The sequence below is a fragment of the Novosphingobium sp. ERW19 genome, assembly GCF_012641315.1.
Taxonomy (GTDB): Bacteria; Pseudomonadota; Alphaproteobacteria; order Sphingomonadales; family Sphingomonadaceae; genus Novosphingobium.
This window is the reverse complement of sequence record NZ_JABAIC010000007.1, coordinates 75,494-96,940: the sequence shown is the minus strand read 5'-3', so window position 1 is coordinate 96,940 and position 21,447 is coordinate 75,494. Positions and strand designations below refer to the sequence as shown.

The following is a 21,447-nucleotide window of genomic DNA, read 5'->3' as shown; positions in this document are numbered from 1 at the left end:
TCTCCTCAGGCGAGATCGCGGATCTTCGGCTCACGGGCGAAGTGGCGCACCGGCCCCACGTCCATCAGCTTTTCGTTGGGCACCACGCCCTCGTCCGGCTCGACTCCAGCCTTCTCGAGGATCACCTTGGTGCCGTTGCAGTGGGCAATGGTCTTGCAATGGCCATAGGCGTCCATGAACCACTGCACCGCCGCGCCCTGCTTCGCCAGCTTCTCGGCCTCCGCCGGCATCAGCACCGAAGCCACCGCATCGAACATCACCGACGGCGATCCATCGAGCTTGCCATCGGCCTTCAGCGTCCCACCCTTGACCGCCAATCCGCCAACCTTGGGCGCAACAAGGAACACGCTGCCGCCTGCCGCTTCGACATCGGCCTTCAGCTTGTCGATCGTCGCCTTGTCCGATCCTTCGGCAAAGAGGATGCCGACCTTGCGGCCCTCGAACGTCATCTTGGCCTGCTTCTGGATCGAAAGCGCGTCCGAAGGCTTCATCTCCACCGGCTCACGCGCGGCAGGCGCCTTTTCCGGCAGGTCCATCGCCAGACCTTCGGCCACGCGCGCGGCCAGCGTCTCGTCGATGTTGCGCAAGCGCGAAAGCACCCGCGCCCGCACGTGCTCCATCGCGCACTTGGAAAGCTCGAACACCAGCGCCGAGGCGATGTGCGCCTGTTCGTTCTCGGTCTGCGAGTGATAGAACAGTGCCGCCTGGCTGTAGTGATCGGCAAACAGCTCGGCCCGCACCCGCACCTTCTCGGTCGGATCGTTGCGCTCGCCATTGGCGCGGAACGAGGTGAAGCCGGTGTCGGGGCTGGCGCGCGGGCCGCTGTCCTCGCCCGCCTCGTTCAGCGAGTTGGGTTCGTAATTGGCGCGGCCCGTCGGCACCAGCGTCTGCATCAGCCCGTCGCGCTGCATGTTGTGGAACGGGCACTTGGGCGCGTTGACCGGGATCTGGTGGAAGTTGGTCGTGCCCAGGCGCGATTTCTGCGTGTCGAGGTACGAGAACAGGCGCCCTTGCAGAAGCGGATCGTTGGAAAAGTCGATGCCCGGCAGCACGTTGCTCGGCAGGAATGCCGATTGTTCGGTCTCGGCAAAGAAGTTGTCGACATTGCGGTTCAAGGTCATGCGCCCGATGATCTGGACCGGCACGTCCTCTTCCGGGATCAGCTTGGTCGCGTCGAGCACGTCATAGGGCTGGGCTGCGGCAAAGTCCTCGTCGAACACCTGCACGCCCAGATCCCACGCCGGGAAACTGCCTGCGTCGATGCTCTCGAACAGGTCACGACGGTGGAAGTCGGGATCGGCCCCGGCAATCTTCACCGCCTCGTCCCAGATCAGCGATTCCAGGCCCAGCACCGGCTTCCAGTGGAACTTGACGAACTTGCCCTCGCCCGCCGCGTTGACGAAGCGGAAGGTGTGGACGCCGAAGCCTTCCATCATGCGCAGCGTGCGCGGAATGGCGCGGTCGCTCATCGCCCACATGATCATGTGCATCGTCTCGGGCATCAGGCCGACGAAGTCCCAGAACGTGTCGTGGGCGCTCGCCGCCTGCGGATAGCCGCGATCGGCCTCCATCTTCACCGAGTGGACAAGGTCGGGAAACTTCATCGCGTCCTGGATGAAGAACACCGGGATGTTGTTGCCGACCAGGTCCCAGTTGCCTTCGTCGGTATAGAACTTGACCGCAAAGCCGCGCACGTCGCGCGGGGTGTCGACCGACCCTGCACCACCGGCCACGGTCGAAAAGCGCACGAACACCGGGCAGGTCGTGCCCTTCTTCTGGAACAGGCCGGCCTTGGTCAGCTCGGGGATGGCCTTGGTCACCTCGAATACGCCGTGCGCGGCGGAGCCACGCGCATGGACGATGCGTTCGGGAATGCGCTCGTGATCGAAATGGAAGATCTTCTCGCGCAAGATGAAGTCTTCGAGCAGCGTCGGCCCGCGCTCCCCGGCTTTCAGGCTGTTCTGGTTGTCGGACAGGCGATGGCCGAAGTTGTCGGTCAGGAAAGCCGCTGCATCACCGTTGCCATCCGCATCCTGATGCGTCTCGCCGGCATTGCCCTGCTGCGTGGCGTAGCCGGGCTGGCCCGCACCGGGCTGATGGTCGTCAAGGCCATTGTCCAGAGCGGGGGAATGGTTCGGGGTTTCGGTCTTGGCCATGGCGCAGGTCCTTGGAAAGCGCGCACGGGTTCAGGGCGCAGAATGCTGCGCCCGCCCCCTCACGCGGGGAAGCTGGGGAAAGTCGGTTTCCGGGGGTGGACCGCCGCACGCCGGGAGGGGGGAAGGCGCGCGACGGTCCGAGGGGAACGGGATCAATACGTGCGGGTAGAACCCGACGCGGCCTGGCGGGCCTGCTTCTTCTTCATCGCGCGCGATACGGCCCAGGTGCCGCCGGCGGCTGCCAGCATGCCCAGTGGCCCCATGCGCCGCATGACCGTGGCCGCGGCAACGCCGATCAGCGCGCCGGTGCCTTCGCTCATGCCGGGAGTACGGTCGGCAATCTTCTTGCCGACCACTGCGGAAATGATCTTGCCTATCATGGATTACCTCTTTGGAACCCTTCCAGAACCGCGTGGGCCGGACTTGGTTCCGGGGAGGTCGTCAGAACGTCGGCTTGCGCTTCTCGACAAAGGCGGTGGTGCCTTCGCGAAAATCCGCGCCCTCGAACGCTGCGGCAAATACCCGCAAGCTCTCGGCGTCATCGCCAACCTGCCCATCGAGCACGCTGCGCACGAAGCCCTTGATCGCCTGCGTGGAAAACGGCGAGGCCGCCAGCAGTTGCGCCACCATCGCGTCTTCGTTCGCGGCCAGTTCCTCGACCAGCCCGATCGACAGCGCTTCATCGGCCCCCAGCAGCATGCCGGTAAACAGCATCCGCCGCGCCTGCCCCGGCCCGACGAGATCGACCAGCAGCTTCACGTCATGCAGCGGATAGACCAGCCCCAGCTTGGCCGGGGTAATCCCGAACCGCGCCTGAGGCCCGGCCACGCGCATGTCGCAGGCCAGCGCGATGCCGCAGCCGCCACCCACGCAATCCCCCTCGACCATCGCCACCGTCGGCAGGCGAAAGCGGGTCAGTTCGTATTGCGCGCGGTTGATCGCCCGCTGGTTCTCGGCCCGCCACGCCGCATCGTCCTTGTTGGCCAGCAGTTCGGCAATATCCGCGCCCGCGCAGAACGCGCCGCCATTGGCGGATTTCACCACCAGCACCCTGACGTCCGGATCGGCGTCGGCCTCGGCCAGCAATTCGGGCAGGCGCTGCCACATGGCAATGTTGAAGGCGTTGCGCTTGTCCGCGCGGTCGATCAGCAGGCGCGCCACTGCGCCATCGCGTTCCAGCCGCAAAGTCGTGCCCGCATCTTCGCTCATCGTGCGCCCCGCCTGCTCGGTCATGCCCGCCCCTGTGGACGCCTGCCCGCTGCTTGGCAATATCATCGCGCTCCACGAAAAGAGGCGGACCCGGCAGGCCCGCCTCCTTTTTCGGCAGCATTCGTCAGCCGGTCAGACCGGGATCAGAAGTCCACGCTCAACCGCACGCCATAGGTGCGCGGCGCGGCGAACTGCCAGTTGTAGATGTCGTCCGGCCCGGCCACGGTGAATCCGGCATAGGTCAGCGGACGGGTGTTCTCGATGTTGCGGACAAAGCCCTGCAGGCTGAAGCGCTTGTTTTCGGGCGCATAGGTCAGCGACAGGTCGGTCTGGGTAAAGGCCGTCTGCTTTGAATCGCGGTAGTTGAACACGTCGCCGAAGTACGCGCTCTTGAAGGTGGAGAACACGCTGGCCGTCAGGCTGCCCATGTCGCCCAGCGGGATCACCTTGTCGTAGGCCAGAGTGATCGTCCATTCCGGCGTCATCGGCGGAGTGTTGCCGGCAAGGTTGGGCTGCGTGACAACGCCCGGCGTCGTCTCGAGGTTGCCGACCGTCAGTTCACCGTTGCCGCCGCTCGGACGGCAACCCGATCCGCCCACGCAGAACACCGGGATTGCGGTCAAGAGCTGCTGGTACTCGGCGTTGACGTAATTCGCCGTGGCCGAGAACGTGTCGTTGTCCGAAAGCTTGATCACCGCTTCGGCTTCGACGCCCCAGATCTTCGCCTTGCCGGCATTGAAGATCTGGCTGCCCTTCGTGGTATCGAGCAGCACGCCGACCTGCAGGTCCTTGTAGTCGTAATAGAAGCCCGCAAGGTTGAAGGTGTGCTGCGAAGATGCGCCGAAGTTCTTCTTCAGCCCCGCCTCATAGGCCGTGTTCGTTTCCGGCGCATACTGGCCGACCGAATCGAAGCCGCCCGCCTTGAAGCCGGTCGAAACCTTGCCATAGATCAGCGTATCGGCATCGGGCTTGAAGTTCACGCCGGCCAGCCAAGTCAGCTTGTCCGCTTCCGAACCCAGCGTCAGGTTGCGCAACGGGGTGCCGGGGTTAGTCGGACGGACGTTGCCGGTGTTGAACAGCGGGTTGGACGGGTTGGCAATCGCACCGCCATGGTCGCGATAACGGGCGGAGCGCTTGTCATCGGTATAGCGCAGGCCAGCGACGATCGTGAACTGGTCCGAAAGCTTCACGTCAGTCTGGCCGAACACTGCCCAGCTGCGCGATTCCACGTTGCGGAAGAAGTAGTTCACGTATCCGCCATTGGCGCCAAGCAGGAACGGCGGCGGCGGCAAGCGAAAGAGCCCGCGCTCCACGTCGAGCTTCTCGTTGAAGTAGAACGCGCCCGTCTGCCAGACCAGCAGATCGCTCTCGCCATTGAGGCGCAGTTCGTGGCTGTGGGTCTTGGTGTTGCCGACAAAGGTGTTGAAGCGATAGGCGGGCGAAAGGCCCAGCGCCGAAAGCGCATCGGTCTCGCGGAAGCCGCCGGTGTAGGTCACGGTGGCGGCGCCGAAATCATAGGCGATGCTGCCGCGCACGGCGGTGGACTTCAGGTTGTTGCTGCCAAGGCCGCTCGCCGGTGCATTGTAGGTCGAACGGTCCACGTTGGCGAGATTGTTGGTCAGCGCCGGAATGCACTGCGTACCCGGGACAGCCGGAGCGATCTCGACCCAGCCGGGGTTGGCGGCGCAGCCCGCTCCCGGCGAGTTGCCGGCAGCGTTGAAGTTCAGGAAGGCCTGGGCAGGAACGACGATGTCCTGCTCTACCCGCTCGACCGCTGCGTTGATCTTCAGGCCCGAGACCGGCTCGAGACGCAGGCTCAGGCGGCCACCCCAGGTGTTGTCGTCGCCACTGCGCTTGTCGATGTTCGGGTGGTAGTTGTAGCCATCGCGGTCGGAATAGATGCCCGACGCGCGGATGCCGCCGATGTCGCCCAGCGGCACGGTGACGCCGCCCTCGGCGATCACGTGGTTGAAGTTGCCATAGCTCAGGCTGCCGTTGGCGGCGAATTCGCTGCCGGGCTTGCGCGTGATGAAATTCACCGCGCCGCCGGTGGCGTTGCGGCCATAGAGCGTGCCCTGCGGCCCGCGCAGCACTTCAACGCGATCGAGGTCGAACAGCGCGGCATTCAGCACGGTCGGGCGATTGATGTATTCGCCATCGATGTTGATGGCGATGGCCTGGTCCTGCGCCTCGTCGTTGCTGTTCGAACCGATGCCGCGAACGGTGACGCGGGTCAGCACGGTATCGTTCACGATCTGGACGACAGGCGCCACGCGCTGGAGCGAGACGAGATCGGTCACGCCCGAAGCCTTGAGCGCCTCGCCGCTGACCACGTTGATCGCGATCGGCACGTCCTGCACGTTCTGCGAACGGTTCTGCGCGGTCACGATGATGACATTGGGGTCGGCAGCCTCGTCGGCTTCGCTTTGCGCCAGAGCCGCCGAAAACGGCACGATGCAGCCTGCGCCGCACAGCAGCAGGAACTTGAATCCATTCGATTTCATCTGGTTTTTCCTCCCAAAACTTGTTCGCCGCCGATTCGACGGAATGCGAAGGCTTATTCTGGAATATAGATTCTATTTGTCAAACCCCGGTCTGCATTATGTCTTAGTGTTGCTGCCGCATTCGGCGGAGCCCCCTTGACCTAGGCCCGCGAGAATGCGAACATGCATTCCAATAAAGTAGCGGCCCTTTCTGCCGCCAGGCAAACGCACCGCATGGTGCGGGGCCGCCGATTGGGAGATCGACGTGCCTGCTTCTGACTACCCGCTTTCATCCTGCATCGAATGGCAGTTCGCCGAAGCCGGTGACCTTGCCGACCGTATCCGCGCCGCCAAGGCCGGGGGCTTCGATCTGGTCGAGTTCCACCTCTGGCGCGACAAGCCGGTCGAGGCCATCGGCGCCGCCCTTGCCGAAACCGGCGTCACGCTCACCGGCATCTGCGTCGATCCGCGCCGCTCGATCGTCGATCCGGCAGAGCGCGCCGAAATGGTCGCCGCCGTACGCGAGACGATCGAAGCCACAGCCCCGCTCGGCAAGCCGCCGCTGATCGTCGCCTCGGGCTTCAAGGTCGAAGGGATGAGCGAGGAAGACCACTTCGCCAACGCCGTCGCCGCGCTCAAGGAAGCCGCCGCCCTTGCCGAACAGGCCGGCGTCACCCTGCTGCTCGAACCTTTGAACACCCGCCTGTTCTCGGCGATGTACCTGGTCAGCACCACGCTCGGCCTCGATCTGGTCGAAGCCGTCGGCAGCCCCAACCTCCGTCTGCTCTACGACGTGTGGCACAGCGCCGTGATGGGCGAGGACATTGCGCAAGTCCTCGAAGGCCGCATCCACCTCGTCGCCCACGTCCAGGTGGCCGACATGGACGACCGCAACGAACCCGGCACCGGCACGGTTGACTGGGGCCATGTGATGGGAACGCTCGAAAGCCTTGGCTACAAGGGCAGCATCGGCATGGAGTATTTCCCCACCCTGCCGATGGACCAGTCGCTCGAGCTGACCCGCAAGACGCTGGCGCTCTGATCAAGACATAACGCTGCGGTCCGGGAGAGGAATGTGGCAGACAACAAGTTGAGCTTCGCCGAACGCCTCAGCTACGGCATGGGCGACATGGGCACCAGCCTTGCCTACAACATGGCAAGCGGGTTCCTGCTGTTCTACTACACCAATGTCGTCGGCATGCCGGCGGCAGGGGTGGGCACGGTGTTCCTGATCGCGCGCCTGCTCGATGCGGTGATCGATCCGGTGGTCGGCATCATGGTCGACAAGACCCGCAGCCGCTGGGGCCGCACGCGCGGCTATTTCCTGTTCACCGCCCTGCCCTATGCCCTGCTCACCGTGGCGCTGTTCCACGTGCCTGACTGGAGCGACGGCGCGCAGCTCGTCTATGCCTTCGTCACCTTCAAGGGCCTCGGCATCCTGATGTCGGTCCAGGCGATCCCCTACACCGCGCTGATGCCGATGATGACGCTCGACCCCAAGCAGCGCCTCAAGCTGTCCGGCATGCGCGGCGTCGGCACATCGATCTCGGTGGTGCTTGGCACGGCGGCTGTCATGCCGCTGGTCGGCGTGTTCGGCGGCGATGACCAGAACAAGGGCTTCCAGTACGTCGCGATGCTCTTTGCCGCGATCGGCTTTGCCGCAACGCTCGCGCTCTTCGCCAACTGCAAGGAGCGCTTCGAGGACGGCTCCTCGCCCGACTTCGCCATTGGCCCCGCCGTCAAGGAAATGCTGCGCAACAAGGCCTGGCTCGTCGTCTTCGCCTCGTGCCTGCTCTACTTCATCCGCTTCGGCCTGATGATGAGCGCGACCGCCTATTTCGCCATCGACGTGATGCGGCAGCCCTGGCTGATCTCGGTCATGCTGCCCGCCGTTTCGGGCATGCTGCTGCTCTCCTCGTTCGTCGCCCCGCCGATCCTTGCCCGCACCGGCATCCGCAAGGGCAGCGCCTTCGTCCTTGCACTGGCTGCGGTGATCTTCGCGGTGCTGCCATTGGCGCAAGGCAACACGGGCCTGTTCCTCGCGCTCTACATCGCCGCCTGCCTTGCCACGTCCATCACCATCACCGCCGCCTTCGCCATGATCGCCGAGACGGTGGACTACCACGAATGGAAGTTCGGCACCCGGCGCGAGGGCCTGCTCTCGGCCGGCATCAGCCTCTCGACCAAGGTCGGCATGGCCATCGGCACCGCAGGCTTCGCCTTCATGCTCGGCGCAGCCGGCTATGCCCCCGATGCCGTGACCGACACCGCGCGCGAGGCGATCCGCTGGACCTACTACGGCAGCGCCGTGGTCCTCCTCGCATTGCAGACCGTGGTGGTCCTGATGTGGCCGATGGACGGCATGCAGGAAACCATCCGCAACGACATCGCCGCGCGTCAGCCAGCCGCAGCGGCGGAATAAGGGAGAACCTCATGAAAAAGCTCCTTGCCGCAACCCTCGCGGCCTGCATCACCGTGCCTGCCGCCGCGCAGGTCATCGTCACCATCGATTACCGCCCGCCCGAAACCGTGCAGCGCGTCGCCATCCCGGTGAACCCGGCCGAGAACCGCGTGAAGGTGCTGATCATCTCGGGCCGCAATTCCTACGAGCATGACTGGACCGGCGTGAACAACATGCTGCGCACCATGATGCAGGACAGCAAGCGCTTCGACGTGCGGGTGACCGAGGATTTCGACAACGGCACGCTGGAAACGCTAAAGCAGTACGACGTCGTCCTGCTCAACTATTCCAGCCGCTGGAACTATGCCGATCCAGTGCAGAAGGTCTGGTCGGACGGCGCGTTCAAGGCGCTCTACCAGTACGTGCGCGAAGGCGGTGGTCTCGTCGCCTATCACTCCAGCTTCACCTGGGGGCGGGACATACCCGAATACAAGAAGCTGATCGGCGGCGCGATGGAACCGGGCACCAGCCGCCGTGCCCCTCCGGGTGCCTTCCCGGTCCATCTGGTTGACCGCACCCACCCGATCACTGCGGGCATGCGCGAATTCATCTGGACCTACAACGACGACATGTACACCAACATGGGCATGGACCCGGATGCGAAGATCCACGTCCTCGCCACCGCCCACGATTCCGCCGCCGCCTATGACCCGAAGCTCACCGGCCCCAAGTACCCCGCCGCCGCCTACACCCCCGAAAAGCTCAAGGCCATGAAGGGCATCGACGCCGATCACCCGCAAGTCTGGACTGCCGACTATGGCAAGGGCCGCGTCTTCTCGATCACCTTGGGCCACGATGAAGTCTCGCTCCACTTCCAGCCGTTGCAGACCCTGATCCTGCGCGGCACCGAATGGGCCGCCACCGGCAAGGTCACCCTGCCCGTGCTGGAAGAGGCAAAGGACTATCCCACCAGGCCCTGACGCCAAGGCAGGGTGCTGTACCTTGGCGGGCGGGTGCGAACGGCGCCCGCCCCTCTATCTTGCAGCCGCCACCCGCGCTTGCGGAACGGGTGCGAACAGGCGCACGATTTCGTCCGCCGCAACCGCCCGTCCATAAAGGAACCCTTGCGCTTCCTTGCAGCCGAGTTCGCGCAGCACGCGTTCCTGCTCGCGCGTTTCCACCCCTTCTGCGATCACTTCGAGGCCCAGCGTGTGCGCCATCTGCAGCACCGCGTCGACGATCGCCGCATCGGCATCGGAACGGTGGATGGCTTCAACGAAGCAGCGGTCAATCTTGAGCCGATCGAGCGGATAGCGCTGCAGCAGGCTGAGCGAAGCATAACCGGTGCCGAAATCATCGAAGGCAATGTCCACGCCCAGCGTCTTCAGGCGCTTGAGCATCGTCGCAATTTCGTCGTTGTGCTTGATCACGATGTTCTCGGTGATCTCGATTTCCAGCTGCGTCGGCGCGATGCGGTGCTTGCGGCAGGCCTCGCCGATCACGCCATAGAGCCGGGGCGAACGCAGCTGCGCCGCAAACAGGTTCACCGCCATGCGCACTTCGCCCAGCCCTGCGCTGCGCCAGGCACTGGCCACGCGGCAGGCCTCGTCGATCACCCAGTCGCCCACGTCCTCGGCTACAACGCTGTCATCGAGCACCGAAAGAAACGCATCGGGGTGCAGCAATCCGAACTGCGGGTGCTTCCACCGCAGCAGCGCCTCCACGCCCAGCAACGCCTTGTCCTCGAGCGAGACCTGCGGCTGGAAGTGCAGCACGAACTGCCCTTGCGGCAAGGCCTCGCGCAGTTCCGCACCCAGCCTCTGGCGCTGTTCCGACTGGTTGTGCATCGCCGGCAGGTAATACTTGCGCTGCGCGCCATGCTCGGCCTTGGCGCTATAAAGCGCAAGGTCGGCGCGCGACAGCAGCTGGTCCAGCGTCGAGGCATCCTGGGGTGCCAAGGCAATGCCGATGCTGGTGCCGACGAACACGCTCTTGCCGTTGATCTGGAACGGGGTGGCAAGGCTGTCAAAGATCGCGCGGCACAGCGAATCGATCCGCAGCGGATTGCTGCAATCGGACAGGACGATGGCAAACTCGTCGCCACCGAACCGCGCCACCATGTCGGCATCGCCCACGCAGCCTTCGATCCGCCGCGCCACATCGGCCAGCAGCAGGTCGCCCACGCTGTGTCCCAGCGTGTCGTTGATGTCCTTGAACCCGTCGAGGTCGAGCAGCATCAGCGCACAGGGGCCGCGGGCAATCGCTTCTTCCAGCCGCACGTTCAAGGCATTGCGGTTGGGCAAGGATGTCAGCGTGTCGCAATGGGCGAGATGCTCGAGCCGGCGTTTGGCCGCCTGCCGGTCGGTGATGTCGCGGACCAGCGCGCCGAACATTGGCCGACCGTTCTCCTCCCACATCGACAGCGACAGGTCGACCGGGATCTCGTGCCCGTCGGCATGGCGCACCAGCATCTCGACCGCCTTGCCCGCCAGCCGCGCCTTGCCGCTCTTGACGGCGCGGGCCAGCCCGGCCTCGTGCGCGGCGTGATAACGTTCGGGCATGATGATCGTCAGCGGCTTGCCGATGGCCTGCGCGGCGCTGAAGCCGAACAGTTGCTCGGCCGCGGAATTCCACGAAAGGATCAGGTTGTCAGGCCCTGCGCAAATCGCGGCAGTAGCGGACCGCGCAAGCATCTGCGCATAGCGTCCCGGCGAGGATCGTCCTGTAGGCAAGGCGTGCTCCGTGGTTTGAAAAGAAACCCAAGACCAAAATCTCAGGTTCTTCCTACAACCCGGAGCCTAATCTATCGTCGCCCGCCTAACGTATTGTTACCTAGAGCACTTTCTCTAAATCAAGCCCAGCTTCCCGCCACTTTCAGCATAGGCCTTGAACGCCTCGAACCTTTCGGGCGAGGACACGGCCGGCCGCATCGCTTCACTGTTACCCAGCCGCATGACCGTGGCACTGGCCCGGCCTACCGCCGTCCAGCCGGCACCCGGCCTGCCGGTCCGCATGAAGGCCAGCAGGCGGTCCTGCCATTGCCTGACCACACGCCCGTCGGCTGCCGTCCAGGCGCGATCACCGATGCCAATGTTGCCGAAGACATAGGGCAGCTGCGAGGAGTGGAAGGCCCCCCAGGATTGCCCGCCTTTCACCACCGGATAGGCATGGTCATAAAGATAGGCATAGACCGGCTGCTGCGCGCTGCGCGTGCGCTCCTTTGACCACAGCAGCAGGCCGGCCATGTAGCGGTCGCGCGCGATAAGCGTGTTGGAAGCCATTGCCTCGGCCTCGGTCGCATGAGGGTAGAGCGCCAGCAGCCGCTCGGCAAAATCGCCATAGCGCGCCCGCACCGCTGCCTCGAACTGCGCCGGGGTGCGCACCGCCATGTCGATCATCTCGGCGCTGTTGTACCCCGTGATCAGCGGCACCGGGCTGACGACCGGCCCGCTGGCGCGCACCGGATCGAACGGCACCACCCTGCCATCGACATTGGGCACGAACCGCAAGGGCGGTGGCCCGCTCGTGGCGCCCGGAACATAGCGCGTCGCCTCGACCAGCGCCTCGGCCGGGACGCTGCGCATGTCGGCAATGGCAGCCTTGCCGAGCTTTGCCGCAATTTCGCTGCCCACTGCCTCGGCCTTGGCCAGCGGCGGCACTTCCACCGCCATGCTCGCCCCGCTGAAGGCAATGGCCTTGTCGAACAGGCCCTTTGCCATGGGTGATACCATCAGGTCCGCCACCGAAGCTGCGCCTGCGCTCTCGCCCGAAACGGTCACGTTGCCGGCATCTCCGCCGAACGCCGCCGCATTGGCCCGCACCCATTTCAGCGCGGCAATCTGGTCGAGCAGGCCATAATTGCCCGAGGAGCCCAGCGGCGATTCCGCCGTCAGCTGCGGGTGGGCCATGAAGCCGAACACGCCGACGCGGTAGTTGATCGTCACGACCACCGCGCCCCTGGCGGCCAGCTTCGCTCCGTCATAGATCGGCAGGCTGCCCGCCCCGCCGCCAAAGCCGCCGCCGTGGATGAACACCAGCACCGGCAGCTTCTTCACCGCATGCTGCGGACGCCAGACATTGAGCGTCAGGCAATCCTCGCTCATCGGCGGCGCGGCAAGGAACTCGGCGGTATACGGTCCCCACGGCGCTGGTACGCCCTGCTGGCACACCGGCCCGAACGCAGATGCCTCGCGCACGCCTTGCCACGCAGCCGCCCCCTGCGGCTCGCGCCAGCGCAGCGGCCCCACCGGCGGCGCGGCATAGGGGATGCCGAGGAAAGCCTCCGCTCCCCCCTTCACCGTCCCACGCACATCGCCGCCACTGGTGGACACCAGTGCCTGCGCCAAGGCTCCCTGCCCGGCCAGCCCGAGGGCCAGAGCGCCAAGCAGGCCCACGGTCCGCATCATGCCGGTCAGTACTCGAAGGTTTCGCTGAAGGTGCGATAGGGCTCGGGCGGACGTGCCTCGAGCTTCTGCGAGGTATCGGTGCGGTAGGTGTTGGAAAGCACCGTGGCGGGCCCATCGACCTTGGGCATGAACACCGGCTTGCCGTCCTCGCCCACGTACATCAGGTCAACGTTGAAGGCATCGTCCTGTGCCGCGGCGGCGAAGGGAATCCAGCCCATGCCATAGGGCGCGCGGGCCACCTCGAAGCAGTGGAAGTGCCAGATCTTCCACTGGCCGTCCTGCTTGATGAAGTCGACCCCGTACTTGAGGTAGACGTTGTGCATCCACACCTTCTTGCCCTGCACAAGGTCCTTCTCGAACATCCACGCCGGCATGTTCTTCGACTTCTCGATATCGACCAGGCCCGATTCCAGCCCGTTGACGATCCACAGGCCCTTGGCGGTCTGGCCATCACCAGCCACCTCGATCACCGGCGTCGTGACATAGTGGAACACCAGCTTGCTGACCGGCGCGGGACGGCCCTGGTGGTAGGACACGATCTTGTCCCAATCGGTGTAGACGCCAAGGTTGCTGTACTGCGAGCGCACGCCCGGCGTGCCCTTCTTCGCCCACAGCGGGATGATGTCGGTATCGCGGAAAGCGTTGTGCAGGTACATGTAGCGCGAGAACAGGTTTTCCACCGCGGCCCGGTCGCGCGCGCCTTCGACCTGCGCCTTCAGCACCTGCATCTCGGCCTTGATCGCGGCCAGATCGTCCTTTGCAGCCGCCGGACCTGCCATCATCGGACCTGCCAGTGCGGCACTTGCCAGAAGGCCGATCACGGCCCGGCGCAACGTCTTTGCGTTCATCTCCATCTCCCTTTGCAGTCTTTTCGGCGCAGCACCGTTTCATGCGCGGCATCGTGAATTCAGAATAAGTATGGTGATTCTAAAACTGCCGTCAAGCGAGACTTGACCGCCTGCACAAAATAGTAGAATGTGCATTCCAATAGAGGGCGACAGACCCTTTGGAGAGAGCGAAAGGCCAGCACGCTTGCGCGCCCCTTCCCGCCTCAAACTCAGGCCGCGTGTGTCAGTGCGCGCCCCGCTATCCGCAACAACCCCGCCAAGAGGTGACGTGTGTCCAAGATCAAGAGGGGCGTGAGCCTCTATTCCTACCAGAACGAGACCTTCCAGGGTAAGATGACCCTCGAGGACTGCATCCGCACCAGTGCCGAACTCGGCGCCAAGGGCATCGAGGTCATCGGCGAACAGTCGTTCTGGGGCTGGCCCGAATATGGCGTGGCCGATGCCGAGATCGACAATTGGCACCGCATGATCGCGCAGTACGATTGCACCGCCGTCTGTCATGACTTCATGCTGGATTACAAGCGCTACAAGGGCCGCCTGATGCCCTTGGAAGAGCAGGTCGCCAGCGTGAAGAAGGACATCGACTTCGGCGCCCGCCTTGGCGCGAAGTACATCCGCGCCCTCGTCTCGATCGCGCCCGAAGTGCTGGTTGCTGCCGCGCCTTACGCCGAGGAAAAGGGCATCAAGATCCTGATCGAGGTCCACGCCCCGCTGCACTTCGATCACCCGTGGATCATCCGCCACGCCGAAGCCTTCGAGAAGTCCGGTTCGGATGCGCTCGGCTTCCTGCCCGACATGGGCATGTTCCTCCACGCCTTCCCGCCGGTGTGGACCGAGAAGTTCCTGCGCATGGGCGTGCCGCAGAACATCGCCGACTACATCGTCAAGTCCTACGAGGACCGCGTGCTGTCGGAATACGTGATCCTTGGCGTGCAGGATATGGGCGGCACCGGCCCTGCCATCGCCATGGCCGAAACCATGCGCCACAACGCCGCCTACGAGCCCAAGCGCATGCTCGACTTCATGCCGCGCATCCACAACATCCACGGCAAGTTCTACCAGATGACCGAGGACTACGTGGAACCCTCGATCCCCTACGACAAGATCGTCGAAGTGCTGAACCAGGGCGGTTACGACGGCTACATCTGCTCGGAATACGAAGGCAACCGCTGGATCGAGGACGCGGTCGAACCGGATTCGGTCGAACAGGTCCGCCGCCAGCAGGTCATGCTCGCCCGCCTTCTCGGCGAAGCGCAGGACCCCGCGATCAAGACCTCGCCCACCGCTTGCGCCGATGCGGAAGCCATGGCCGAAGCCGCAGAATAAGGAGACTCTACCCATGATGGACAACAAGATGATCGTCGAGGGCAGCCTCCGCAGCGAGAACGGCGGCTTCTCCTTCCTTGGACGCCTGCCCTACTACCGCGGCCTCGGCCTCTCGATGATCGAGGACATCCAGGTCACCGTCGACGGCGCAGTGCAGCCGCGTGAAACCGTGCGCTTCTCGGCCCACGGCAACACCTACACGCTCGACGAGATGGAAACCGTCTACGAGGATCGCTGGAACTTCGGCGAGAAGGCCCGGATCATCGTGCTGAACGGCGGCCTTTCCGCAGGCGATCACCAGATCACCTTCGCCGTGCGCTACCGCGTCTCCTACCTGCCCTTCGTGCCCACCACCAAGGACACCAAGGACCTCGCGCTGGCCGCCTGATCCCAAGCCCTGCGCCCTCGTGAAAGCGGGGGCGCAAGGTCTTCATCAAACGAAGGAAGCGCCCATGCCCAGCCGCCGCACCCTGCTGCAGGGCCTCGCTGCCGCTGCCGCCACCTGCGCCCTCCCTGCATCGGCCCGCGCCGCCCCTGCCCCATCACCATGGCGCCCGCTGTTCAACGGCCGCAATCTCGATGGCTGGACGATCTATCAGGACGGTGAAGGCAACCGCGACGCTCACGATGCCATCCGCATCGAAAAGGGCGTGCTGCACATGCTCGGCCCCAGCTTCACCGGACCCGACAAGGCCAGCTTCGGCCACATCGCCACCACCTCGCTCCACGCCAACTACCACTTGCGCATGGACTTCCGCTTCGGCGAGCGCCGCTTTGCCCCCCGCGTCTGGCAGCGCCGCAATTCCGGCCTGCTTTACCACATGGCCCCAGAGCTTGACCGCCTGTTCCCCGATTGCGTCGAATTCCAGTTCGAGGAAGGCGACATCGGCGATGCGATCATGGTCAACACCCGCGCGCTGCAAGGCCCGCTGCTCGGCGGCACGCCGCTATGGCCGACCTACTTTCCCGGCCTGCCCACCGAATACGCCGAACAGGTCAAGGCCGGCGGCATTGCCCGCCAGTGGCACCGCCACGCCGGCACTTACGAACGCATGGATGGCTGGAACACGGTCGACCTCGTCGTCTTCGGCGATCAGGCCGCGCACATGGTCAACGGCCGCATCGTCAACACCCTGTTCCGCATGATAGACCGCAACGGCCAGCCCCTCACCCACGGGCGCATCGCGCTCGAATTCGAAGCCGCCGAAGTGTTCATGCGCAACGTGATGATCCGCGATCTTGGCGAGGCCGAGATCGCCCTGATCCGCAAGCAGGGATCGTACTGACCAGAACGGGACTGGTGCAGGGGGCGAAACCCACCCCGCTACGACTAACGCTTGCTGCCCCCCCCTCCCGCAGGCGGGAGGGGTTGGGGGTGGGCATCCAGCAAAAAAAGGGGGACGGCCCGATCGCTCGCGCCGTCCCCTTGAAGTTCAGGAACTCTGACTGGCAGAGCCCTTCGGGTCGCAAGAGCTGATTAGCTCGCTTCGTCGCAGAAAAATGTGAGGCAGTTCACAAGTCTACGAGATTTCCCTCACGTCCCCGAAAGGCCGGTTCAGCCGCACGATCGCAAGGTTCAGACAGGCGGCAAAGCTCACCCAGGCAAGGTAGGGCACGATCAGCCAGCTCGCCAGCACCGAGAACTCGCGCAGCATCACGCACAGCGCCAGCACCGAAAGCCACAGCGGCACCACCTCGACCAGCGCCCAATCCGGCCGCTTGCGCGCAAAGAACAGCGGCGACCACAGGAAGTGACACACGAAATTCACCGCAAACAGCGCGATCACTGTCATCCGCCCGGCCTCGTTGGCGGCGGCATCCCAGCTCAGCACCGCGGCCCACGCCGCCAGCCCCAGGATCACCGTCCACGCCGGGCCGAACAGCCAGTCGGGCGGCTGCCACGAAGGCTTCCTGAGGTTGCGATACCACGGCCCGATCTCGGTCAGGATCCCACCCGCCCCGCCCAGAATGACAGCCCACAAAACGGCAGCGATGACATGAGGTTGCATGGGATAAAGGTCTGGGCGCTATCGCTCGCGCATGCAACCCGCATCTGTGGGCGCATCTTCCCCTTTGATCCTCCCCATTTTCACGAAGCGCAAATGGGCCAGAATCTGAGGCAATCCTCCCTATTTTCACGAGGTGCGCATGGGGAGGTGGCAGCGCGAAGCGCTGACGGAGGGGTAAATCAGCCCCCCGCAACAGCCCGCACAATTCCATCCGCCACACCATCGGGATCGCGCAGCACATCGGCGGCGCAAATCCGTAGCACCGACACGCCCTGCGCGTTGAGCCAGGCGTCGCGGTCGGCATCGCGTGAAGGGTTGTTGCCCATGTCGTGGGAAATCCCGTCAACCTCGACGCAGATCCGCGCCGCGGCACAGTAGAAGTCGAGCACGTAGCGGCCCACCGGATGCTGCCGCCGAAACTTTACGTCGCTATGTTGCAGCCTTTGCCACAGAAGGATTTCCGGCAAGGACATCGTGGAGCGCAGCGTGCGAGCAAGCGCCACGTTCCGCTCCTGCCTGGGCCTCGGCAAACCGCCCCTCCGTCATTTGCTGGCGCAAATGCCACCTCCCCGTTTGTGCTGCGCAAAAACAGGGAGGATCAAGGAAGAACGCTGCCAATCTGACCAGATCCTCCCCATTTTCACGAAGTGCAAATGGGGAGGTGGCAGTCCGAAGGACTGACGGAGGGGTAAATCAGCCGCAAAGCCCGCGGATATAGCCAAACGCCTCGACCGAAGGCTTGGTCGGCTGCAGTTCCAGCCCGATCGTGCCCTTGTAGCCCAGACGCTCGAAGCGGGCGAGTGCCTCCGGCCAGTCGATCTTGCCGCTGCCCGGCTCGCCGCGCCCCGGCGCATCGGCCACCTGCACGTGCACCACCTGATGCATCGCGGCCGAAAGCGCGGCTTCCGGGTCCTCACCCTCGACCACCGAATGGTAGAGGTCGTAGAGCACCTTGACGCGAGGGCTGTCGACCATGTCGGCCACCACCACGCTGTCCTGCGTGGTCGAACACAGCACGCCGGGATGGTCATGCCGGGTGTTGGCGGATTCGAGCAGGATCGTCACGTCCAGCTCCTCGGCGATCGGCAGGATCTTGCGCAGGGCATCGGCAAAGATCGAAAGCTGCACCGGCCGCTTCAACCATGGCACGCCGCGCCCGGAGGTGACCACCACGTTCGAGCAGCCGAGGAACTTCGCCGCCGCTGCCGCCTCGCGGAACACTTCGAGGAAACCCTCGTGCGTGGCGGGATCGACCAGCTGCGTCACATAGTCCGCAACCGTGCTGATCAACTGCACGCCATGGGCATCGAGCGCCGCCTTGATCGCATCGAGATCGCGGCCCTTGAGCAGGAACAGTTCCACCTTGCGGAAGCCCGCCGCCGCTGCTGCGGCAATGCGGTCCTCGATCTTCTCACCCGCTTCGGTGAAGCCGTATTCAAGGTTTACCGAGAGTTCGAATGCCATGGCTCAGTTCCCCCAGATGCGGCGGGCCATCGCCTGGTGGCGGCGGACCTGTTCGAAGGCATCGCGCATGTCATAGGCATGGCCTTCCCATTCGGAGACCATCGTGCCGGTAAACCCGCCATCCTTGAACAGCGGCAGGATGGTGTCGTAATCGATCGCTTCCTCGACCAGATCCTCGCTCACGCCATAGAACTTGCCGTGGATGTGGATGGTGCGGTCGACCAGCGCAGCCCAGCTCTTGGGATCGTGGTTCGAAAGGATGAAGAACGCCAGGCACGCCGCCTGAACTTCGAGCGGGCCATGCCCCTTGGGCAGCGCCCATTCACGCAGGCGGCCGGCCTTCTCGTGGCTCATGCCGTCCTCGAGCCAGACTTCCTTCAGCTTGTCGAGCAGGTCTTCCTTGGCGCCCTTGGCGCGCGCGGCATCGAGCATCGATTCCGGAATGCGGCTTGCCGTGCCGCCGAAGTCGGGAATCCAGCCAAGGTAGGGCGTGTCCAGCTTGTCGTACATCTCGCCATAGGCCTGCACGGCCGGGTGCCCGGCCCACATCGGCGCGTGAACTTCCACGCCCATGCGGATGTCCAGCTCTTCGGCATAGGGCGCGATTTCCGGCAGCAGGTGCACCGGCAGCGCGAACTGATAGCGCACAAGGGAGAAGCCCATCTTCTTGGCCGAACGCAGCTGGCGCTTGTGGTATTCCACCAGCGCGGCATCCTCGATCGGCTGCGCGCCGGGCTTGAGGAAGCGGTCGGAATTGATCGCGCAGGACACCGGGTTCAGGCCCGTGTCGGCAATCATCTGCTTGAACTCTTCGGCGAACTTGTCCGAAACATCCGGAAACTCGCGGAAGTTCTGGAAGCCGATGATCTCGATGTTCGGACCCAGGTTGCGCTTGGCCACTTCGGCCAGCAGCGTATCGAGTTCGAACTGACGGGTCAGATACTCGTTGGTGAAGGAATAGAGCGTGACGCCGGTCTGGGGGCCGGTTGCGGTCGTGGTCATAATGCCGGTCCTCTCTCAGGCAGCTTCGACAGTGAGCGTGGAGGTCTGCGGATTGGTGCGCCGCATGCCCGGAATGTAGGGCGGGCTGATGAACAGGTTCAGCGAAACCTCGCGGGTTTCACCCACCTCCGCGCTCAACGAAGGCAGCACCAGAAACGCCGAATCGCGGATGAACCAGAAGGTGTCCACCTTCTCGCCATTCTCCGCCAGCGGCCATTGCTGGCCATTGTATTCGATCAGCGCGTCAGCCAGGTCCACAGCTTCGCCATCGACCGACAGCGGCCCCACTTCCACCACCGAAAACGGCAGCGAGCGATACCAAGGCAGGCGCATCGCCAGCTTCAGCCCGCTTGCCGTAGCGGCAAGTCCTTCTTCTCCGATCACCCGTTCGACTGGCAGCACGATTGCTCTCCCGATAATTAGAATGGTTCTTCTAATCGTCGCTTGACAGCGGGTCAAGGCCTGTGCAGATAAAAAGAGAACTTCAGTTCTATTCTAATTCAGGGACAGGTGCCAGAGGGTCATGGCGGAATTCGATTACATCATCGTGGGCGCGGGCTCGGCAGGCTGCGTTCTGGCCAACCGCCTCAGCGCCAATCCGCAAACCCGCGTCCTGCTGATCGAGGACGGTGGCGACAACCAGCACCCCTTCATCAAAATGGCCGGCGGCTTCATCAAGATGATGGGCAACCCCGATTATTTCCGCGTCTATCAGACCGAACCGCGCCCCGGCATGCGCGGCGGCATCCACACTTACGGGCGCGGCATGGGTGGCTCGTCGGCCATCAACGGCACCTGGTATCTCACCGGCATGCCCAAGGACTTCGACAGCTGGACCGACCACGGCCTGTCGGGCTGGGGCTGGGACGAGATCGCCCGCTGCTACAGGAAGTTTGAGGACTATCGCGATCCCGGCGCGCATCCCGGCCGAGGCCAGGGTGGTGAACTGCAGGTCACTGCGTCGACCTACCAGTCCCCGGTGCTCGATGCGCTGGTGGCCGGCTTCGGCACGCAGGGCATGCCCTGGCTTGACGATATCACCACGCCCGGCAAGCAGGGCGTCGGCCGCAGCCAGTACACCGTCGATCGCAAGGGCGTGCGCGAAAGCTCGTACAAGGCTTTCGTCATGCCGATCCTCGGCCGCCACAACCTGACGATTGCGCAGCACACGGCGGTAAAGCGCATCACCATCGAAGGCGGCCGCGCCACCGGCGTCGTCACCGAAGCCCATGGCGAAGAGCGCATCCACACCGCGACGCGCGAAGTGATCCTTTCCGCCGGCGTCTATGGCTCGCCGCAGCTGCTCCAACTGTCGGGCGTCGGCCCCGGCGCCACGCTGCAGTCCCTGGGCATCCCGGTGATCAAGGACCTGGCCCGCGTCGGCCAGAACCTGTCCGATCACACCAAGTTCGGCGTCTCGTTCGACCTTGCGAACCACCCCGGCACCAACCGCGAATTCTTCGGTTGGCGGCTCTATCGCAATGCCCTCCAGTATTTCCTCACCGGCACCGGCCACCTCGCCCGCGTCGGCATGCCGATCACCGGCCTGGTCGCCAGCGAAGGCACGCCCGAGGACTGGCCCGATCTGCAGGTCGGCGCCGCGCCCTTCGCCATGCGCACGGTGAACGAGATGGCCGCCCGCCCCGGCAGCCCGCTCACCCCCAATCCCGGCCTCACCTTCTCGGGCTACCACCTGCGCCCCAAGAGCCGCGGCTCGATCCGCCTCACCTCGCCCAACTTCCGCGATGCGCCGGTGGCCGATGCGGCGATCTGGTCCGATCCGTCAGACAAGGCCAAGAGCCTCGAACTCTTCCGCCTGTTCCGCGCCATCGCCGCATCGGAACCGCTCAAGCCCTACATCGGCAAGGAGCGCATGCCCGGCCCCGACGTGCAGGACGAGGCCGCGATCCTCGCCGAGCTGGCCAAGATGGTCGAAGTCGGCCTCCACGGCACCGGCACATGCGCCATGGGCACCAATGAGGCCAGTTCCGTCACCGACGCCCGCGCCCGCGTCCACGGCATCGGCTCCCTGCGCGTCGTCGACTGCTCGATCATGCCCACCCCCGTCTCCGGCAACACCAACGGTCCCGCCATGGCCGTGGCCGAACGCGCGGCGGAACTGATCCTCGAGGATGCGCGGTAA

At 64.5% G+C, this 21,447-nt stretch carries 19 protein-coding genes; 7 read left to right on the top strand and 12 right to left on the bottom strand.

What is annotated here, in order from left to right; all coding sequences use genetic code 11:
* Positions 1 to 5: 5 nt before the first annotated feature.
* From HGI46_RS14480 to HGI46_RS14465, 4 genes are all read right to left on the bottom strand, one after another.
* Positions 6 to 2,156 (bottom strand): catalase, encoded by a 2,151-nt coding sequence (locus HGI46_RS14480; protein WP_168904802.1) that lies wholly within the window; start codon positions 2,154 to 2,156, stop codon positions 6 to 8.
* Positions 2,157 to 2,308: 152 nt separating this feature from the next.
* Positions 2,309 to 2,536 (bottom strand): hypothetical protein, encoded by a 228-nt coding sequence (locus HGI46_RS14475; protein ID WP_118075097.1) that lies wholly within the window; start codon positions 2,534 to 2,536, stop codon positions 2,309 to 2,311.
* Between the two features lie 61 nt (positions 2,537 to 2,597).
* Positions 2,598 to 3,389 (bottom strand): enoyl-CoA hydratase-related protein, encoded by a 792-nt coding sequence (locus HGI46_RS14470; RefSeq protein ID WP_240946786.1) that lies wholly within the window; start codon positions 3,387 to 3,389, stop codon positions 2,598 to 2,600.
* Positions 3,390 to 3,508: 119 nt separating this feature from the next.
* Positions 3,509 to 5,869 (bottom strand): TonB-dependent receptor, encoded by a 2,361-nt coding sequence (locus tag HGI46_RS14465; RefSeq protein ID WP_168904801.1) that lies wholly within the window; start codon positions 5,867 to 5,869, stop codon positions 3,509 to 3,511.
* Between the two features lie 244 nt (positions 5,870 to 6,113).
* Here HGI46_RS14465 and HGI46_RS14460 point away from each other — a divergent pair, with 244 nt between their 5' ends.
* The 3 genes from HGI46_RS14460 to HGI46_RS14450 are packed head-to-tail and all read left to right on the top strand — an operon-like array spanning position 6,114 to position 9,229.
* Positions 6,114 to 6,890, top strand: a complete 777-nt coding sequence (locus HGI46_RS14460; RefSeq protein ID WP_118075095.1) for a TIM barrel protein — start codon at positions 6,114 to 6,116, stop codon at positions 6,888 to 6,890.
* A 33-nt stretch (positions 6,891 to 6,923) separates the two neighbouring features.
* Entirely contained in the window at positions 6,924 to 8,270 is a 1,347-nt protein-coding gene (locus tag HGI46_RS14455; protein WP_168904800.1) for a glycoside-pentoside-hexuronide (GPH):cation symporter, read from the top strand.
* Positions 8,271 to 8,281: 11 nt separating this feature from the next.
* Positions 8,282 to 9,229 (top strand): ThuA domain-containing protein, encoded by a 948-nt coding sequence (locus HGI46_RS14450; protein WP_168904799.1) that lies wholly within the window; start codon positions 8,282 to 8,284, stop codon positions 9,227 to 9,229.
* 54 nt (positions 9,230 to 9,283) lie between these two features.
* Here HGI46_RS14450 and HGI46_RS14445 read toward each other — a convergent pair whose 3' ends face one another.
* From HGI46_RS14445 to HGI46_RS14435, 3 genes are all read right to left on the bottom strand, one after another.
* The gene (locus HGI46_RS14445) at positions 9,284 to 10,981 is read right to left on the bottom strand and encodes an EAL domain-containing protein (RefSeq protein ID WP_168904798.1); all 1,698 of its coding nucleotides are present in this window, start codon (positions 10,979 to 10,981) and stop codon (positions 9,284 to 9,286) included.
* Between the two features lie 114 nt (positions 10,982 to 11,095).
* Positions 11,096 to 12,655 (bottom strand): carboxylesterase family protein, encoded by a 1,560-nt coding sequence (locus HGI46_RS14440; RefSeq protein WP_168904797.1) that lies wholly within the window; start codon positions 12,653 to 12,655, stop codon positions 11,096 to 11,098.
* Between the two features lie 5 nt (positions 12,656 to 12,660).
* A complete protein-coding gene (locus tag HGI46_RS14435) occupies positions 12,661 to 13,503 on the bottom strand; it encodes a nuclear transport factor 2 family protein (protein WP_168904796.1) in 843 nt (280 codons plus the stop codon).
* 333 nt (positions 13,504 to 13,836) lie between these two features.
* On the opposite strand from HGI46_RS14435, the gene HGI46_RS14430 reads away from it, so the two are divergent.
* The 3 genes from HGI46_RS14430 (at position 13,837) to HGI46_RS14420 (ending at position 16,115) form a co-directional block, all read left to right on the top strand.
* A complete protein-coding gene (locus HGI46_RS14430) occupies positions 13,837 to 14,829 on the top strand; it encodes a TIM barrel protein (protein ID WP_168904940.1) in 993 nt (330 codons plus the stop codon).
* Between the two features lie 13 nt (positions 14,830 to 14,842).
* Complete coding sequence (locus tag HGI46_RS14425) at positions 14,843 to 15,217, top strand: DUF6379 domain-containing protein (protein ID WP_168904795.1); 375 nt, start codon at positions 14,843 to 14,845, stop codon at positions 15,215 to 15,217.
* Positions 15,218 to 15,281: 64 nt separating this feature from the next.
* On the top strand, positions 15,282 to 16,115 hold the full coding sequence (locus HGI46_RS14420) for a DUF1080 domain-containing protein (RefSeq protein ID WP_168904794.1): 834 nt from the start codon (positions 15,282 to 15,284) through the stop codon (positions 16,113 to 16,115).
* Positions 16,116 to 16,349: 234 nt separating this feature from the next.
* Here HGI46_RS14420 and HGI46_RS14415 read toward each other — a convergent pair whose 3' ends face one another.
* The 5 genes from HGI46_RS14415 to HGI46_RS14395 form a co-directional block, all read right to left on the bottom strand.
* Positions 16,350 to 16,838, bottom strand: coding sequence for a TspO/MBR family protein (locus HGI46_RS14415; RefSeq protein WP_168904793.1), 489 nt, complete (start codon positions 16,836 to 16,838; stop codon positions 16,350 to 16,352).
* Between the two features lie 179 nt (positions 16,839 to 17,017).
* Positions 17,018 to 17,311 carry an endonuclease domain-containing protein gene (locus tag HGI46_RS14410; protein WP_168904939.1) on the bottom strand — a complete coding sequence of 98 codons (294 nt, stop codon included), beginning with the start codon at positions 17,309 to 17,311 and terminating at the stop codon, positions 17,018 to 17,020.
* A 220-nt stretch (positions 17,312 to 17,531) separates the two neighbouring features.
* Positions 17,532 to 18,302 carry a TIM barrel protein gene (locus HGI46_RS14405; protein ID WP_168904792.1) on the bottom strand — a complete coding sequence of 257 codons (771 nt, stop codon included), beginning with the start codon at positions 18,300 to 18,302 and terminating at the stop codon, positions 17,532 to 17,534.
* 3 nt (positions 18,303 to 18,305) lie between these two features.
* Positions 18,306 to 19,304 carry a TIM barrel protein gene (locus HGI46_RS14400; protein ID WP_168904791.1) on the bottom strand — a complete coding sequence of 333 codons (999 nt, stop codon included), beginning with the start codon at positions 19,302 to 19,304 and terminating at the stop codon, positions 18,306 to 18,308.
* Between the two features lie 15 nt (positions 19,305 to 19,319).
* Positions 19,320 to 19,706, bottom strand: coding sequence for a DUF6379 domain-containing protein (locus HGI46_RS14395; protein ID WP_168904790.1), 387 nt, complete (start codon positions 19,704 to 19,706; stop codon positions 19,320 to 19,322).
* A gap of 121 nt (positions 19,707 to 19,827) precedes the next feature.
* On the opposite strand from HGI46_RS14395, the gene HGI46_RS14390 reads away from it, so the two are divergent.
* Positions 19,828 to 21,447 carry a GMC family oxidoreductase N-terminal domain-containing protein gene (locus tag HGI46_RS14390; RefSeq protein ID WP_168904789.1) on the top strand — a complete coding sequence of 540 codons (1,620 nt, stop codon included), beginning with the start codon at positions 19,828 to 19,830 and terminating at the stop codon, positions 21,445 to 21,447.

What these genes read in the sequence shown, in the direction of transcription:
- HGI46_RS14450 (WP_168904799.1), top strand. Translation starts at nt 8,282, where the DNA reads ATGAAAAAGCTCCTTGCCGCAACCCTCGCGGCCTGCATCACCGTGCCT.
- HGI46_RS14415 (WP_168904793.1), bottom strand. Translation starts at nt 16,838, where the DNA reads ATGCAACCTCATGTCATCGCTGCCGTTTTGTGGGCTGTCATTCTGGGC.
- HGI46_RS14465 (WP_168904801.1), bottom strand. Translation starts at nt 5,869, where the DNA reads ATGAAATCGAATGGATTCAAGTTCCTGCTGCTGTGCGGCGCAGGCTGC.
- HGI46_RS14480 (WP_168904802.1), bottom strand. Translation starts at nt 2,156, where the DNA reads ATGGCCAAGACCGAAACCCCGAACCATTCCCCCGCTCTGGACAATGGC.
- HGI46_RS14425 (WP_168904795.1), top strand. Translation starts at nt 14,843, where the DNA reads ATGATGGACAACAAGATGATCGTCGAGGGCAGCCTCCGCAGCGAGAAC.
- HGI46_RS14400 (WP_168904791.1), bottom strand. Translation starts at nt 19,304, where the DNA reads ATGACCACGACCGCAACCGGCCCCCAGACCGGCGTCACGCTCTATTCC.
- HGI46_RS14435 (WP_168904796.1), bottom strand. Translation starts at nt 13,503, where the DNA reads ATGAACGCAAAGACGTTGCGCCGGGCCGTGATCGGCCTTCTGGCAAGT.
- HGI46_RS14475 (WP_118075097.1), bottom strand. Translation starts at nt 2,536, where the DNA reads ATGATAGGCAAGATCATTTCCGCAGTGGTCGGCAAGAAGATTGCCGAC.
- HGI46_RS14410 (WP_168904939.1), bottom strand. Translation starts at nt 17,311, where the DNA reads ATGTCCTTGCCGGAAATCCTTCTGTGGCAAAGGCTGCAACATAGCGAC.
- HGI46_RS14440 (WP_168904797.1), bottom strand. Translation starts at nt 12,655, where the DNA reads ATGATGCGGACCGTGGGCCTGCTTGGCGCTCTGGCCCTCGGGCTGGCC.
- HGI46_RS14405 (WP_168904792.1), bottom strand. Translation starts at nt 18,302, where the DNA reads ATGGCATTCGAACTCTCGGTAAACCTTGAATACGGCTTCACCGAAGCG.
- HGI46_RS14420 (WP_168904794.1), top strand. Translation starts at nt 15,282, where the DNA reads ATGCCCAGCCGCCGCACCCTGCTGCAGGGCCTCGCTGCCGCTGCCGCC.
- HGI46_RS14390 (WP_168904789.1), top strand. Translation starts at nt 19,828, where the DNA reads ATGGCGGAATTCGATTACATCATCGTGGGCGCGGGCTCGGCAGGCTGC.
- HGI46_RS14470 (WP_240946786.1), bottom strand. Translation starts at nt 3,389, where the DNA reads ATGACCGAGCAGGCGGGGCGCACGATGAGCGAAGATGCGGGCACGACT.
- HGI46_RS14430 (WP_168904940.1), top strand. Translation starts at nt 13,837, where the DNA reads ATGACCCTCGAGGACTGCATCCGCACCAGTGCCGAACTCGGCGCCAAG.